Source organism: Pseudomonas arabinosi, assembly GCF_047758675.1.
In the GTDB taxonomy this organism is placed as follows: domain Bacteria; phylum Pseudomonadota; class Gammaproteobacteria; order Pseudomonadales; family Pseudomonadaceae; genus Aquipseudomonas; species Aquipseudomonas arabinosi.
Genome location: NZ_CP180480.1, coordinates 1,890,001 through 1,905,508, shown reverse-complemented (window position 1 = coordinate 1,905,508; position 15,508 = coordinate 1,890,001). Strand labels below are relative to the sequence as shown.

General features: G+C 61.0%; 14 protein-coding genes and 1 riboswitch. Of the genes, 11 read left to right on the top strand and 3 right to left on the bottom strand.

The window, feature by feature from the left end; all coding sequences use genetic code 11:
- Positions 1-10 precede the first annotated feature (10 nt).
- The 4 genes from ACMXYJ_RS08865 to ACMXYJ_RS08850 are packed head-to-tail and all read left to right on the top strand — an operon-like array spanning position 11 to position 4,055.
- Positions 11-988: a Bug family tripartite tricarboxylate transporter substrate binding protein gene (locus ACMXYJ_RS08865; RefSeq protein WP_415759508.1), complete on the top strand. Its 978-nt coding sequence runs from the start codon at positions 11-13 to the stop codon at positions 986-988.
- Between the two features lie 59 nt (positions 989-1,047).
- Positions 1,048-1,506 (top strand): tripartite tricarboxylate transporter TctB family protein, encoded by a 459-nt coding sequence (locus ACMXYJ_RS08860; protein ID WP_415759507.1) that lies wholly within the window; start codon positions 1,048-1,050, stop codon positions 1,504-1,506.
- A 1-nt stretch (position 1,507) separates the two neighbouring features.
- On the top strand, positions 1,508-3,022 hold the full coding sequence (locus ACMXYJ_RS08855) for a tripartite tricarboxylate transporter permease (protein WP_415759506.1): 1,515 nt from the start codon (positions 1,508-1,510) through the stop codon (positions 3,020-3,022).
- Complete coding sequence (locus ACMXYJ_RS08850) at positions 3,015-4,055, top strand: AbrB family transcriptional regulator (protein WP_415759505.1); 1,041 nt, start codon at positions 3,015-3,017, stop codon at positions 4,053-4,055. The genes ACMXYJ_RS08855 and ACMXYJ_RS08850 overlap by 8 nt, the downstream gene beginning before the upstream one ends.
- A 111-nt stretch (positions 4,056-4,166) precedes the next feature.
- On the opposite strand, the gene ung is transcribed toward ACMXYJ_RS08850, so the two are convergent.
- Positions 4,167-4,859: a uracil-DNA glycosylase gene (ung, locus tag ACMXYJ_RS08845; RefSeq protein WP_415759504.1), complete on the bottom strand. Its 693-nt coding sequence runs from the start codon at positions 4,857-4,859 to the stop codon at positions 4,167-4,169.
- Positions 4,860-4,991: 132 nt separating this feature from the next.
- On the opposite strand from ung, the gene ACMXYJ_RS08840 reads away from it, so the two are divergent.
- A complete protein-coding gene (locus ACMXYJ_RS08840) occupies positions 4,992-6,095 on the top strand; it encodes an enoyl-CoA hydratase/isomerase family protein (protein WP_415759503.1) in 1,104 nt (367 codons plus the stop codon).
- 60 nt (positions 6,096-6,155) lie between these two features.
- Here the strand turns inward: ACMXYJ_RS08840 and ACMXYJ_RS08835 are convergent, their stop codons facing one another.
- A complete protein-coding gene (locus tag ACMXYJ_RS08835) occupies positions 6,156-6,611 on the bottom strand; it encodes a hypothetical protein (RefSeq protein WP_415759502.1) in 456 nt (151 codons plus the stop codon).
- 166 nt (positions 6,612-6,777) lie between these two features.
- Complete coding sequence (locus tag ACMXYJ_RS08830; RefSeq protein ID WP_415760700.1) at positions 6,778-7,020, bottom strand: hypothetical protein; 243 nt, start codon at positions 7,018-7,020, stop codon at positions 6,778-6,780.
- Positions 7,021-7,297: 277 nt separating this feature from the next.
- Positions 7,298-7,398, top strand: a riboswitch (guanidine-I (ykkC/yxkD leader).
- A gap of 61 nt (positions 7,399-7,459) precedes the next feature.
- On the opposite strand from ACMXYJ_RS08830, the gene ACMXYJ_RS08825 reads away from it, so the two are divergent.
- The 6 genes from ACMXYJ_RS08825 (at position 7,460) to uca (ending at position 15,486) form a co-directional block, all read left to right on the top strand.
- Positions 7,460-8,527: a putative urea ABC transporter substrate-binding protein gene (locus ACMXYJ_RS08825; RefSeq protein WP_415759501.1), complete on the top strand. Its 1,068-nt coding sequence runs from the start codon at positions 7,460-7,462 to the stop codon at positions 8,525-8,527.
- Between the two features lie 16 nt (positions 8,528-8,543).
- Positions 8,544-9,359: an ABC transporter permease gene (locus ACMXYJ_RS08820; protein ID WP_415759500.1), complete on the top strand. Its 816-nt coding sequence runs from the start codon at positions 8,544-8,546 to the stop codon at positions 9,357-9,359.
- A complete protein-coding gene (locus tag ACMXYJ_RS08815; protein ID WP_415759498.1) occupies positions 9,356-10,144 on the top strand; it encodes an ABC transporter ATP-binding protein in 789 nt (262 codons plus the stop codon). Before ACMXYJ_RS08820 ends, ACMXYJ_RS08815 begins: the two co-directional genes overlap by 4 nt.
- Positions 10,145-10,156: 12 nt before the next feature.
- Positions 10,157-10,882, top strand: coding sequence for an urea amidolyase associated protein UAAP1 (locus tag ACMXYJ_RS08810; RefSeq protein WP_415759497.1), 726 nt, complete (start codon positions 10,157-10,159; stop codon positions 10,880-10,882).
- 11 nt (positions 10,883-10,893) lie between these two features.
- Positions 10,894-11,535, top strand: a complete 642-nt coding sequence (locus ACMXYJ_RS08805) for an urea amidolyase associated protein UAAP2 (RefSeq protein WP_218437284.1) — start codon at positions 10,894-10,896, stop codon at positions 11,533-11,535.
- A gap of 303 nt (positions 11,536-11,838) precedes the next feature.
- Positions 11,839-15,486: an urea carboxylase gene (gene uca, locus ACMXYJ_RS08800; protein WP_415759496.1), complete on the top strand. Its 3,648-nt coding sequence runs from the start codon at positions 11,839-11,841 to the stop codon at positions 15,484-15,486.
- Positions 15,487-15,508 lie beyond the last annotated feature (22 nt).

Sequence of the window (15,508 nt, the reverse complement as noted above, 5' to 3'; positions counted from 1 at the left end):
GGAGACTCAAATGAACTTATCACTGCGTAAAGTTGCTCTAGCCGCCAGCTGTGTGCTGTTTGCCGGCCAATTGATGGCCGAACCGAAACGCCCGGAATGCATCGCCCCGGCCTCGCCCGGCGGCGGTTTCGACCTCACCTGCAAATTGGCACAAAGCGCGCTGGTCAACGAAAAACTGCTGACCAAACCGATGCGCGTGACCTACATGCCCGGCGGTGTCGGCGCGGTGGCGTACAACGCGGTGGTCGCTCAACGTCCAGCCGACGCGGGCACGCTGGTGGCGTGGTCAAGCGGCTCGCTGCTGAACCTGGCCCAAGGCAAGTTCGGTCGTTTCGATGAAAACGCCGTGCGCTGGCTGGCGGCGGTCGGAACAAGCTACGGCGCCATCGCGGTGAAAAGCGATTCGCCTTACAAGACCCTGGACGATCTGGTTCAGGCGTTGAAGAAAGATCCGAGCAAAGTGGTGATCGGCTCCGGCGGCACCGTTGGCAGCCAGGACTGGATGCAGACCGCGCTGATCGCCAAGGCTGCCGGGATCAACCCGCGCGACCTGCGTTACGTCGCCCTCGAAGGCGGTGGTGAAATCGCCACCGCCCTGCTCGGCGGCCACATCCAGGTCGGCAGCACCGACATCTCCGACTCCATGCCGCACATCCAGAGCGGTGACATGCGCCTGCTGGCCGTGTTCTCCGAGAAGCGTCTGGACGAGCCGGAAATGAAAGACATTCCGACCGCCAAAGAGCAAGGCTACGACATCGTCTGGCCGGTGGTTCGCGGCTTCTACCTTGGGCCAAAGGTCAGCGACGAAGACTACGCCTGGTGGAAAGACGCTTTCGACAAACTGTTGGCGTCCGACGATTTTGCCAAACTGCGCGATCAACGTGAGCTCTTCCCGTTCGCCATGACCGGCCCGGAGCTGGACACCTACGTGAAGAAGCAGGTTGCGGACTACAAAGTGCTGGCCAAAGAGTTCGGCCTGATTCAGTGATCGCCTCTGTCTAGCGGCTGCGGCCCCCGTTCTGCGGGGCCGCGGCACAGGAGTTTCCCATGCTCTTACAACGCATTTTCGCTTCGGCGCTGTTGCTGGCCTGTGTTGGCCTGGCGCTGATGGCGTGGCCGTATCAAGCGTCTTTTTCCTACGAACCGGTGGGGCCGCGCGCCTTTCCATTATTGATGCTCGGCCTGATGGGCCTTGGTCTGCTGTACATGGTGTTTCGCCCGACACCAATCATCCACAGCGATGACGACCCGAAACTGGACCGCGAAACCCTGATCAAAATCGGCATCTGCGTGCTGCTGTTGCTGGTGTTCGCCGGGGCCTTCGAACCCCTTGGTTTCATCGTCGCCAGCATTCTGATTGGAATCCCCATGGCACGCCTGTATGGCGGTCGCTGGCTGCACAGCACGGTGATCATCAGCCTGATGGCTTTCGGTCTTTATCTGCTGTTCGACAAAGTGATGGACGTGCCACTGCCGCTGGGCGTGCTCGACGTTCTGGAGAACTGATATGGATACTCTTGGCTATTTGGGTCAGGGCTTCGGCGTCGCGCTGACCCCGTACAACCTCGTGACCGCGCTGTGCGGCACCCTCATCGGCACCGTCGTCGGGCTGTTGCCGGGGCTGGGCCCGATCAACGGCGTGGCGTTGCTGATTCCGATCGCATTCGCCCTCGGCCTGCCACCGGAGTCGGCGCTGATTCTGCTGGCGGCGGTGTACCTGGGTTGCGAATACGGCGGCCGGATCAGCTCGATCCTGCTGAACATTCCGGGCGAAGCTTCCACCGTAATGACCACCCTCGACGGTTACCCGATGGCCCGCAAAGGCCTGGCCGGTGTGGCGCTGTCGCTGTCGGCGTGGAGCTCGTTCATCGGTGCGTTCATCGCGACGTGCGGTATGGTGCTGTTTGCCCCGCTGCTGGCGAAATGGGCGATTGCCTTCGGACCTGCGGAATACTTCGTGCTGATGGTGTTTGCGATTGTCTGTCTCGGCGGCATGGCCGGCGACCGACCACTAAAGACCTTTATCGCTGCGCTGATCGGTTTGTTTCTGTCGACCGTCGGGATCGATGCCAACAGCGGCGTGTACCGTTTCACCGGGGACAACATCCATTTGACGGACGGTATTCAGTTCGTTGTGCTGGTACTGGGCTTGTTCTCCATCAGTGAAATCCTGCTGCTGCTGGAAAAAACCCATCGCGGCCAGGAAGCGGTGAAAGCCACCGGGCGCATGATGTTCAACTTCAAGGAAGCCTCGGCGGTGTTCGTGGTGAACATCCGTTGCGGTTTGCTGGGCTTCATCATGGGCGTGTTGCCGGGTGCCGGCGCGACGTTGGCCAGCGCCGTGGCCTACATGACCGAGAAACGTATCGCCGGCGCCAAGGGCACTTTCGGACAAGGCGACATGCGTGGCCTCGCGGCTCCGGAAACCGCTATCGGTGGCGCGGCCTGCGGTGCCCTGGTGCCAATGCTGACCCTCGGCGTTCCGGGTTCGGGTACCACGGCAGTGATGATCGGCGCGCTGTCGCTGTACAACATCACCCCGGGCCCGCTGTTGTTCCAACAGCAACCGGACATTGTCTGGGGCCTGATCGCGTCGTTGTTCGTCGCCAACGTGATGCTGGTGATCCTCAACATTCCGATGATCCGCATCTTCACCCGCATCCTTGCCGTGCCGAACTGGGCGCTGGTGCCAGTGATTGCAATCATCACCGGGATCGGCGTCTACGCGGTGCATGCCACCACCTTCGACCTGTTCCTGATGATCGGTATCGGTATCTTCGGTTACATCCTGCGCAAGCTGGACTTCCCGTTGTCGCCGGTTCTGCTGGGTTTCATCCTCGGCGGCTTGATGGAGCAGAACCTGCGTCGCGCCCTGTCGATTTCCAACGGTGCGCTGGAAATCCTCTGGTCGAGCCCAATCACCTTCGGTGTCTGGGTACTGACCGCAATCATGCTGCTGATGCCACTGCTGCGGATCTGGCGCAAACGTTCGGCCGCTCAGCGCGCAATCGCCGATGTCTGATCGAACACCGTTCAAAGCCTGGTGGGGAACACCGCTGGTCGGTCTGCTGGGCGGTTACCTCGCCAGCCAGATCGGCTGGCCGCTGCCGTGGATGGTCGGCTCGTTGCTGGCGATCATCCTGGTGCGTTGCCTGACACCCTGGCAATTGGCGGAAATCCCTGGCGGCCGCAAGTGCGGCCAGTGGATTGTCGGCATCGGGATCGGCTTGCACTTCACGCCGGTGGTGATGGAGCAGGTCCTGAGCCACTTCGGTCTGATCTTCTTCGGTGCGTTGGTCACCAGCCTGTCGGCCGTAGTCGGGGTCTGGTTGATGCGGCGTACCGGTGAAGATCGCGCCACGGCGTTCTTTTCCAGCATGCCCGGCGGCTCCGGGGAGATGGTCAACCTCGGCGCGCGTAACGGCGCGGTGCTCAGTCGTGTTGCGGCGGGGCAAAGTCTGCGGGTGTTGGTGGTGGTGCTGTGTGTGCCGGCGGCGTTCAAGTATTTGTTGGGTGACGGTGCACCGCTGGCCCATGCCACTTCCGTTGACTGGCGCTGGCTGGCGCTTCTGTTCCCGGCGGGCGCCCTCGCCGCCTGGCTCTGGGAGCGTCTGCGGCAACCCAATCCGTGGCTGTTCGGGCCGTTGCTGGTGAGTGCGGCGGTGAGCATTGGCTGGGATCTGCACATCAGTTTGCCCAACGGCGGCAGCCAGATCGGCCAATGGCTGATTGGCAGCGGCTTGGGGTGTCACTTCAATCGGCAGTTTTTCCGGCGTGCGCCTTCTTTTATGGGGCGGACCTTGATCGGCACGGTGCTGACCATGTTGATCGCCACACTGGCGGCATTGGGGTTGAGTGCGCTGACGCATTTGGATTTGCGTTCGCTGACGCTCGGCATGATGCCCGGCGGGATTGCGGAGATGAGCCTGACGGCAGAGACATTGCAATTGTCGGTGCCGCTGGTGACAGCGATGCAGGTGATGCGGCTGTTGTTTGTGTTGTTTCTGGCGGAGCCGTTGTTCAAGTATTGGAATCGGGTGCCTGAATCTGTCTGAAAGACCGAGTCGCCCCTTTCGCGAGCAGGCTCGCTCCCACAGGGTTCGCGTGATCCTTGTGGGAGCGGGCTTGCTCGCGAATGGGTCAACTGGGTCAACTGGGTCAACGCATCAAACTGGCGGCAACCGCCACTCGATCGGCGTCTCGCCATTCTGCTCCAGAAACTTATTGGTTCGGCTGAAATGCCCGCACCCAAGGAAGCCACGATAGGCGGACAACGGCGACGGATGCACCGACGTCAGCACCAGGTGCTTGGTGGCATCGATCAGCTTCTGCTTGCTCTGGGCATGGGCGCCCCACAGCATAAACACCAGATGCGGCTGATGTTCACTGACCACTTCGATGATCCGATCGGTGAAAAACTGCCAGCCCTTGTCCTTGTGCGCATTGGCGTTGGCGCGTTCCACGGTCATGGTGGTGTTGATCATCAGCACGCCCTGGTCGGCCCAGCTTTGCAGGCAACCGTGGGTCGGGATGTCGATGTTCAGATCGCGTTTCAACTCTTTGTAGATGTTCACCAGCGACGGCGGCGCCGGTACGCCCGGTTGCACCGAGAAGCACAAGCCATGGGCCTGTCCCGGACCGTGGTACGGGTCTTGGCCGAGGATGACGACTTTGACTTTATCCAGCGGTGTCGAATTGAGCGCGTTGAAAATCATCGGTCCTGGAGGGTAGATTTCCTTGCCCGCCGCGCGCTCCTCTTGCAGGAAGTCGCGCAACTCTGCCATGTAGGGCTGGTCGAATTCGGCACGCAGTGCCTCCTTCCAGCTCGGTTCGAGTTTGATACGGTCGTCAGCAGTCATGGTCACATCCGGCAAAAACAATGGGGCGAACCCTAGGAAAGCCCATCACGCTTGTCAATTGATCTGACGCAGATCCGGCACTTTCCTACATAGCGATCATACTGAACGCTCAAATTCCCGATCGAGGTCACGATGAATCTGCACTTCGAAGAACTCACTGGCACCGACGGCGCACGCATCGGAGTCGCCAGCCTGGATGCCGAAAAGTCCCTGAATGCCCTGTCCTTGCCGATGATCAACGCCTTGCGCGATCAACTGGACGCCTGGGCCAAAGAGCCGCAAATCGTCTGCGTCGTGTTGCGCGGTAACGGTGCCAAAGCCTTTTGCGCCGGTGGCGAAGTCCGCAGCCTGGTGGAAGCCTGTCGCGCCCACCCCGGCGAAGTGCCGCCGCTGGCCGCGCATTTCTTTGCGGCGGAATATCGCCTGGACTTCAATCTGCACACTTACCCAAAACCGCTGATCTGCTGGGGGCATGGCTATGTGCTCGGCGGCGGCATGGGGCTGCTGCAAGGGGCGAACATCCGGATTGTCACGCCCACCAGCCGCCTGGCGATGCCGGAGATCAGCATCGGTTTGTACCCGGATGTCGGGGCCAGTTGGTTTCTGTCGCGCCTGCCCGGCAAGCTCGGATTGTTTCTCGGCCTGACCGGCGCCCATATCAACGGTCGCGATGCGATCGATCTCGACCTGGCCGACCGTTTCCTGCTCGATGAACAGCAGGAAGAGCTGATGGAAGGCCTGCTGCAGTTGAACTGGCAGGAACAGACGCCGATGCAGCTCAACAGTTTGCTCAAAGCCCTGCAGCAGGAAGCCATCGCGCAGATGCCCGAAGCCCAGTGGCTACCGCGACGCCAGCAGATCGATGAGCTGCTGGATGTCAGTGACGTGCGCTGCGCCTGGAAGGCCATCAGCCAGCTGCGTGACAGCACGGATATGCTGCTCAGCCGTGCCGCGAAAACCATGAGCGAAGGCTCGCCCCTGACCGCTCATCTGGTGTGGGAACAGATCGCCCGCGCCCGGCACATGTCGCTGGCTCAAGTCTTTCAGATGGAATACACCATGAGCCTCAACTGTTGCCGTCACCCGGAGTTCAGCGAAGGCGTGCGCGCACGGTTGATCGACAAGGATCAAAAGCCCCATTGGCACTGGCCAGACATCAATAATCTGCCGGATGCGGTGGTAGAAGCGCATTTCCACAAGGCCTGGGAAGGCCGGCATCCTCTGGCCGATCTGTAGGAATACTGAAATCCAGACATAAAAAAGCGGCGCTTCATGCGCCGCTTTTTTTATGAGTGTTTAACGGTGGCCGCCTCGGCCATCGTGATCGCCGCGACCGTTGTGGTCGCCCCTTCCGCCACGGTTGTCGCGTCCGCCATGGCCACCGCGATAGTCGTTGTTTCCACCGCGGTTACGGCCGTCCCAACCGCCACGGTTATTGCCGTCCCAGCCGCGATTCTGATGAGCCCGGTAATCGGCTCGTGGCGACGACTGGTAATAGCGTGGTGCCGGTTGATAAACCCGCGGCTGATGGTAATACCGCGGTGTTGGCTGGTAATACCGCGCTGGCGGGGCGTAGTACCGGCGGGGTTGTGTGTAATAACCGCCGCCACCTGAGTAGTAAGGCCCGCCGTCATAATAGGATGGCGAGGTATAGACCTCGGAACGGTAATAGCTGGCTCCTCCATCGGAATAGGGCACGCATGCACCAAGAGACAATCCCAATACAGCAATCAGAAGAATTCGCAGATACATGGCGGCCTCCTGGACCGCGAGTGAGCCGCACCAGCGACGCTGGCAGGCGACAGTCAATTATTCGGTGACTGTCGAAAGATCAGACATCGTTTTCCAAATCTGGTGCGTTCCTGAAACACATTGAAACAAGTCGCCGATGAAAGGTTTTTCATCATTCAGCCACCGATTAATGGTGGCCACCACGATATCCACCTCCGTAGTAACGAGGCGAATGCCCGCCCCAATAGTAGTAGCGATAGCCACCATAAAAGCGCGGACCATAGTAATAACGCGGTCCGTAATAGTAGGAATAGGGTGAATAGCCGGGGTAGTAATAAGGCGCGGAATACACATCGTAGCCACCGGCGTAGTAGTAGCAGCCGGACAATCCCAGACCGAGAACAACACCAAGCAACAGTCGACGAAACATGGCGGCCTCCTGAAAGACCCACAGCCGGAACAGGCCGGCTGACACCTGTTTTGACTGGAAATGCTCCACCGAGTGCCGAGCCGCCCGGACCTTCAGATCAGCGGCCGGCCCGATCCATTGCGGTGCATCCACGCACCATCACAAGGCAACGCCGCCACCTCCCCCCAACGCGCCAATTGCGTAATCGCCCACGCTAGAGCGCTCAAGCCGACTTGGCACGGCTCTCGCTTTAGCAAAGACATGCAGGAGTCATCACAGGTTCGCGGCACCACAATTTGCAATGGCTGACTAGGGTTCCGGCTCGCTAAGGCGAGTGGCTGGTCCGAGAGTTGGCGACCTCCAGTTGAGGTTACACGGCGGGATAAAAGCCCGGGAGACAAGCCACCGCTCGCGGTGCCGCGTTGACTCCTGCCCGCCCTTGATCAACTGGAGAACCACCATGCTCAAGCTTCGTTTACCCGCCCTGCTCGCCGCTGCTTTCGCAGCCTTCGTGAGCGTCTCGTCCCAGGCTGCACAGAAAGACCACTTCAGCGTCTGCTGGACCATCTACGCCGGCTGGATGCCCTGGGAATACGCCGGCAGCCAAGGCATCGTCGACAAATGGGCGAAGAAGTACGGCATCAAGATCGATGTCGTGCAGCTCAATGACTACGTCGAATCCATCAACCAATACACCGCCGGCCAGTTCGATGGCTGCACCATGACCAACATGGATGCGCTGACCATTCCGGCGGCCGGTGGCGTCGACAGCACCGCGCTGATCGTCAGCGACTTCTCCAACGGCAACGACGGCATTGTGCTCAAGGGCGACGGCAAGAAAGTCACCGACCTCAAAGGCATGGACGTCAATCTGGTGGAGCTCTCTGTCTCCCATTACCTGCTGGCCCGGGCGCTGGATTCAGTCGATCTCACCGAGAAAGACCTGAAGGTGGTCAACACCTCTGACGCCGATATCTCCGCCGCCTTCAACACCGATCAGGTCAACGCCGTCACCACTTGGAACCCGATGCTTTCGGACATCAAGGCCAAGCCTGCGGTGACCGAAGTGTTCAACTCCAGCCAGATCCCCGGCGAAATCATGGACATGATGGTGGTCAACTCATCGACCCTCAAAGACAACCCGGCGCTGGGCAAAGCGCTGACCGGCGCCTGGTTTGAAGTGGTGGAGTTGATGAACGCCAAAAACGCCGCCAGCAAAGCCGCCCTCGAACACATGGCCAAAGCTTCCGGCACCGATCTGGCCGGTTTCCAGTCGCAACTGGACACCACCAAATTGTTCGCCACACCGAAAGAAGCCCTGGCGTTCTCCACCAGCAAGCAACTGCCGGAAACCATGCGCAAAGTCGCCGAGTTTTCGTTCCAGCACGGCTTGCTGGGTGAAGGCGCCAAGGACACCAGCGCGGTCGGCATGGCGTTCGCCAACGGCGTGACCAGCGGCGACAAGACCAACCTCAAGCTGCGCTTCGACCCGACCTACGTGCAGATGGCCGCCGACGCGAAGCTGTAATCAAGAGGACCTGGCCATGCGCCTGATCAATCGCCACCCGGATCGCCCGAGTCGCCTGCTGTTGGTGATCCTGCCATTCGCCCTGGTGCTGTTCGCCTACTTCATGGGCTCGGCCGAGCGGCTGACGGACAACCCCAATGACAAGCTGCTGCCGAGCGCCGTGCAGATGACCGACGCGGTGAAACGCCTGGCCTTCACTGCCGACACCCGCACCGGTGAATACCTGTTGTGGCAAGACACCGCGTCCAGCCTTCGACGCCTGGCCATCGGCCTCGGCATCAGTGCGCTGGCCGGGCTGTGCCTGGGCATCGCCGCCGGGACTTTGCCGCTGTTTGGCGCGCCGCTGTCGCCGTTGCTGACGGTGTTGTCGATGGTGCCGCCGCTGGCGATTCTGCCGATTCTGTTCATTGTGTTCGGCCTTGGGGAATTGTCGAAAGTGATGCTGATCGTGATCGGCATCACCCCGTGCCTGGCTCGTGATCTGGAGCAACGCGCCCGGGAAATTCCCGTCGAGTTGCTGATCAAGGCCCAGACCCTCGGCGCTTCGACCTGGACGCTGATGCTGCGCGTGGTGCTGCCGCAATTGCTCCCGCGCCTGCTGATCTCGCTACGACTGATGCTCGGCTCGGCGTGGTTGTTCCTGATCGCTGCCGAAGCCATCGCCTCCACCGACGGCCTCGGTTACCGGATTTTCCTGGTGCGGCGCTATCTGGCGATGGACGTGATTCTGCCCTATGTGGTTTGGATCACCCTGCTCGCCTGGCTGATGGATTGGGGCCTGAAACGCCTGACCCAACGGGCGTTCCCTTGGTATGAGGGGGTCCGCGCATGAGCTTCATCACAGTGAAAAATGTCTGGCAGCAATACGCCGATCAGGTGGTGCTCGAAGGGCTGAACCTGAACGTCAACGAGGGTGAGTTCTGCACCTTGGTAGGTGCGTCGGGTTGCGGCAAGTCGACCTTCCTGCGGCTGTTGCTGGGCCAGGAACGCGCCAGTCGCGGTGAGATTCTGCTCGACGGACGAGCCCTGGCCGGTGAACCGGATGCCAGCCGTGGCGTGGTGTTCCAGCGCTACTCGGTGTTCCCGCATTTAACGGTGCTGGACAACGTCGCCCTCGGCCTCGAACTGCCACGTTCTCCTCTGCTCGGACGCTTGTTCGGCAGCGCTAAAAAAGACGCACGCGAACAAGCTTCGGTGCTGCTGCACAAAGTGGGTCTCGGCCATTCGCTGGACAAGTACCCGGCGCAGCTCTCCGGCGGCATGCAACAACGGCTGGCGATTGCCCAGGCGCTGATCATGAAACCCCGCGTGTTGCTGCTCGACGAACCGTTCGGCGCCCTCGATCCAGGCATCCGCAAAGACATGCATGGCCTGCTGCTGGAGCTGTGGCGCGAGACGCAACTGACGGTGTTCATGGTCACCCACGACCTGTCCGAAGGCTTCAGCCTCGGCACTCGCCTGTTGGTGTTCGACAAGGTCCGCATTGATCCGCACGCCCCCGGCGCCTATGGCGCACGCATCACTTACGACATCCCTTTGAACAGCGACCGCCGCACCAACCGTGCCGCCGTCGATGCCTTGCCGGCTGAGCTGGCAGGCACGCTTCGTACCGCTTAAGAGGATTTTCATATGACTGATTCGACCCAACTGTTCCCGCCCTTCGCCGAAGAAATGCTCCCCGGCGGCGGCCATCGCTCCTTCGTCTTGAAGCGCGGCCAATTGCTGCGCCTGAGCGACCTGCGCGGCGGCGCCAACGTCAGCCTGACGTTGCTCAACGCCAACGAAAAAACCGAACGACTGAACCTGCCCGACAGCCTCAAATGCCAACACACGGCCAAGCTCACCGCCGGCCATTGCCTTTACTCAGACATGGGCCGCGTGCTGGCCGCCATCACTGCTGACACCTGCGGTTGGAGCGACAGCCTCGGTGGTGTGCTCTGCGCTGAAGAGGTCGCAGAAAAATACGGCCAGGGCCGCTATCAGGAACTGCGCAACGGCTTTTTCCGCAACGGCACCGACAACCTGCTGGTGGAGCTGGGTAAGTGGGGTTTGGGCCTGTCCGACCTGCTGATGACGCTCAATTTGTTCAGCCGCGTGAACGTCGATGAGGCCGGGCGTTTTCACTTCGTCGAAGGCAATTCCAGGGCCGGTGACTACATCGAATTGTATGCGCCGATGGACACGCTGGTGGTGCTCACCGCGCTGCAACACCCGATGGACCCTTCGCCTGAATACGCGCCGAAACCGCTGAAGCTCAGCTGGATGAATGCTGACGCCAGCGTCGCCGAACACTGCCGCACCTCGCGCCCGGAAAACGAGCGCGGCTTCATCAACACCGACCGTCTGTTCGCCTGAGGATCGCTGCCATGTCACTCGCAATCGCTACCGCTCAACAGTTGCCCGAAACCGCGGTCTACCGCGCCACCATCCCGGCCGGCGAACCGTGGCTGATGGAGGTCAAGGCCGGCCAGACCTTGCGCATCCTCGACCTGGAAGGCAACCAAGCTGTCGACACCTTGTTTTACAGCGTTGCCAACCCGAAGGAACGCTATGACGTGCAACGCACGTTGCGCCGGCAGAACAGCGTCTACCTGAGCACCGGCAGCGTGCTCTATTCCAACCTCGGCAAGCCGATGCTGACCATCGTTGCCGACACCTGCGGCCGTCACGACACCCTCGGCGGCGCTTGCGCACAAGAGAGCAACACCGTGCGTTACGCGTTGGAGAAACGCTACATGCACAGCTGCCGCGACAACTACCTGCGCGCCTGCGTCCACGACGGGAGATTGGGCAAGGGCGACATCGGGCCGAACATCAACTTCTTCATGAACGTACCGGTCACGGCGGATGGCGGGCTGACGTTTGAAGACGGGATTTCGGCGCCGGGCAAATACGTCGACCTGCGGGCCGAGATGGACGTGATCGTGCTGATCTCCAATTGCCCGCAACTGAACAACCCGTGCAACGCCTACAACCCGACACCTGCGGAGCTGCTGGTATGGAACTGAAATTCGTGCGGTTGCGTAAATGGTTGTTTGCGTTGTGCCAGGCCCGTTCCGGGCAGTGCCTCAAACAGCCAAAACACCACAATCCAATGTAGGAGTGAGCCTGCTCGCGATGGCGTCAGCAAAGTCACCTTTGATGTCGACTGACCCACCGCTATCGCGAGCAGGCTCACTCCTACAGGGGAACAGCGGCGTTTGAGAAATCTGATTTTTCATCCGGGACGGCCCGGATGCATCAAGAAAAACTGCGGGACGGCCCGCATCCCAGGTCGAGGCTGATGCGCTATCGCCTCCAGGGGTTATGCCATGTTCGAAAAAGTCCTGATTGCCAACCGTGGCGCCATTGCCTGTCGCATCCTGCGCACCCTGCGTGAATTGCAGGTTCAGGGCGTTGCCGTTTACTCCGAAGCCGATGCCGCCAGCCTGCACATCCTGCAAGCCAACGAAGCCCACAGCCTCGGTGAAGGCGCAGCCGCCAGCACCTATCTGGCCGTCGAAAAAATCCTCGCCATCGCCACATCCACCGGCGCCACGGCAATCCATCCCGGCTACGGTTTCCTCTCGGAAAACGCCGCGTTCGCCGAAGCGTGCGAAGCCGCCAACATCGCCTTCATCGGCCCGACGCCAGAGCAGCTTCGAGTGTTCGGCCTCAAGCACACCGCACGCGCCTTGGCCAAGCAACATGACGTGCCGATGCTCGAAGGCACCGAGTTGCTCGACAGCCTCGACGCGGCGCTGATTGCCGGCGAACAGGTCGGCTACCCGGTGATGCTCAAAAGCACCGCCGGCGGTGGCGGCATCGGCATGCGCGTGTGCCGCAGCGCTGCCGAACTGAGCGATTCCTTTGAGGCCGTCAAGCGCCTCGGCCAGAACAACTTCAGCGACGCCGGGGTGTTCATCGAGAAGTACATCCAGCGCGCCCGTCATCTGGAAGTCCAGGTGTTCGGCGACGGCCAAGGCGAAGTGATTGCCCTCGGCGTACGCGACTGTTCGGTGCAGCGGCGCAACCAGAAAGTCCTCGAAGAAACCCCAGCGCCGAACCTGCCCGAGGGCATGGCTGAGGAACTGTGTGCGGCGGCGATCAAACTGGCCAAAGCGGTGAATTACCGCAGCGCCGGCACCGTTGAATTCGTCTTCGACAGCGAGGCTCAGCGTTTCTACTTTCTCGAAGTGAACACCCGTTTGCAGGTGGAGCACGGCGTCACCGAGCAAGTCTGGGGCGTGGATCTGGTGCGCTGGATGGTCGAACTGGCGGCCGGGGATTTGCTGCCGCTGAGCACGTTGAGCCAAGGCTTGAAAGCCTGCGGCCATGCAATTCAGGCACGGCTTTATGCCGAAGATCCGGGTCGGGATTTTCAGCCAAGTCCGGGGTTGCTGACCGCCGTGAACTTCCCTGCCGCCGATGGCAAGCAGCTGCGCATCGACACCTGGGTCGAGGCCGGTTGCGAAATTCCGCCGTACTTCGATCCGATGATCGCCAAGGTCATCAGTTGGGCGCCGACCCGCGAAGAAGCCGCTGCCGATTTGCATCAAGCGTTGGGCGACAGCCTGCTCTACGGGGTGGAAACCAACCGCGATTATCTGCGGCAGATTTTGCTCGATGCGCCCTTCGCCAGCGGTCAGCCGTGGACCCGTTGCCTGGAAAGTTTGATGTATCAGGCCAACACGTTTGAAGTGCTCAGCGCCGGCACTCAAACCAGCGTGCAGGACTATCCCGGCCGCCTCGGTTACTGGGCCGTGGGCGTGCCGCCGTCAGGGCCGATGGACAGTCGCGCGCTGCGTTTTGGCAACCTTTTGCTCGGTAACGACGAAGGCGCCGCTGCGCTGGAAATCACCATGAGCGGGCCGTTGCTGCGCTTCAATTGCGACGCGGTGGTGGCGGTGATCGGGGCAGTGATTCCACTGACCCTCAATGGTGAAGTGGTGCCGATGGACACAGTTTTACTGGTACCGGCGGGCGCTACTTTGAGCCTTGGTACGATTGCCGGAGCCGGCGCGCGCAGTTATTTGTGCCTGCGCGGCGGCCTGCAAGTGCCGGATTATCTGGGCAGCAAAAGCACCTTCACCCTCGGCCAGTTTGGTGGGCATGGCGGGCGTGCATTGCGGGCGGGCGACGTGTTGCATCTCCCTGCTTTGAACGACCGCAGCGCCGGTCAACAATTGGCTGAAGAACAGGTCACCGAGCTGCCCGTTCTGCGGCAAATCCGGGTGATCTACGGCCCTCATGGCGCACCGGAATACTTCACCGAAAACTACATTGGCACCTTCTTCGCCACCCAATGGGAAGTGCATTTCAATTCCAGCCGAACCGGTGTGCGGTTGATCGGGCCGAAGCCTGAATGGGTGCGTGCCGATGGTGGCGAGGCGGGTCTGCATCCGTCGAATATTCATGACAATCCGTACGCCATTGGGGCGGTGGATTTCACCGGTGACATGCCGGTAATCCTCGGTCCCGACGGCCCTAGCCTCGGCGGGTTTGTTTGCCCGGTGACGGTGATCGAAGCCGACCTCTGGCAGCTTGGGCAACTCAAGGCTGGGGACAAAGTGCAGTTCCTCCCCGTCGACCTGAAGACCGCCCGCAATCTCGCCCTGAAATGGAATACCCACTGTGGGAGCGGGCTTGCTCGCGAAAGCGGTGTGTCTGTGTCATCAACGTCGTCTGACACGACCTCTTCGCGAGCAAGCCCGCTCCCACAAGGGATTGTGTCGCCGGTGGTGTTGGATATTGGTCAGGACGATACGCGGCTGGTGGCGCGACTGTCCGGCGACACTCATCTGCTGCTGGAAATCGGCGCCCCCGAACTTGACCTGGTCTTGCGCTTCCGCGCCCACGCCTTGATGCAAGCACTGGAAAGCCAAAACCTGCACGGCGTCATCGACCTGACACCGGGCATCCGCTCACTGCAAGTGCACTACCAGCCCGAGCAACTGCCGCTGGCCGATCTGCTCGGCATCGTCGCCGGCGAATGGGACGCCGTGTGCGCCGCCAAGGACCTGCAAGTGCCCTCGCGCATCGTCCATCTGCCCTTGTCCTGGGACGACCCGGCCTGCCAGTTGGCGATCGAAAAATACATGACCACCGTGCGCAAGGACGCCCCGTGGTGCCCAAGCAATCTGGAGTTCATCCGCCGTATCAACGATCTGCCAAACCTCGACGAAGTGCAGCGCACCGTGTTCGACGCCAGCTACCTGGTGATGGGCCTGGGCGACGTCTACCTCGGTGCACCGGTCGCCACGCCACTCGATCCGCGTCATCGCCTGGTGACCACCAAGTACAACCCGGCCCGCACCTGGACCGCGGAAAACTCGGTGGGCATCGGTGGTGCTTACATGTGCGTGTACGGAATGGAAGGCCCTGGCGGTTATCAGTTCGTCGGCCGCACGTTGCAGATGTGGAATCGCTATCGCGAGGTCGCCGCATTCGATGGCAAACCGTGGCTGCTGCGATTCTTCGATCAGATCCGGTTCTACCCGGTCAGTGCCGATGAACTGCTGCGTATTCGTCGGGATTTCCCACTCGGGCGCTTCGATCTGAACATCGAGCACAGTCAGCTGAATCTGGCGGATTACCAAGCCTTCCTGACGAAGGAAGCCGAGAGCATTGCCGCGTTTCGTGATCAGCAAAAAGGTGCGTTCAACGCCGAACGCGAGCGCTGGATCGCCAGTGGCCAGGCGCATTTCGACAGTGAAGAACTGGTCCCGGAGTTGACCGAAGACGCGCCGCTGGCCAGCGGTCAACAAAGCGTCGATAGCCACATCGCCGGCAACCTTTGGCAGGTTCAGGTTGAAACCGGTAGCCGGGTCGCCGCGGGTGATGTGCTGGTGATTCTGGAGTCGATGAAGATGGAAATCCCGCTGCTCGCGCCTATGGCCGGGGTGGTGCGCGAGATTCGCGTGCAACCGGGTTCGGCGGTGCGCGCCGGACAGCGCGTCGTGGTGCTGGAACTTGAGTGAACCCATTTTGAAAAGGATTAAC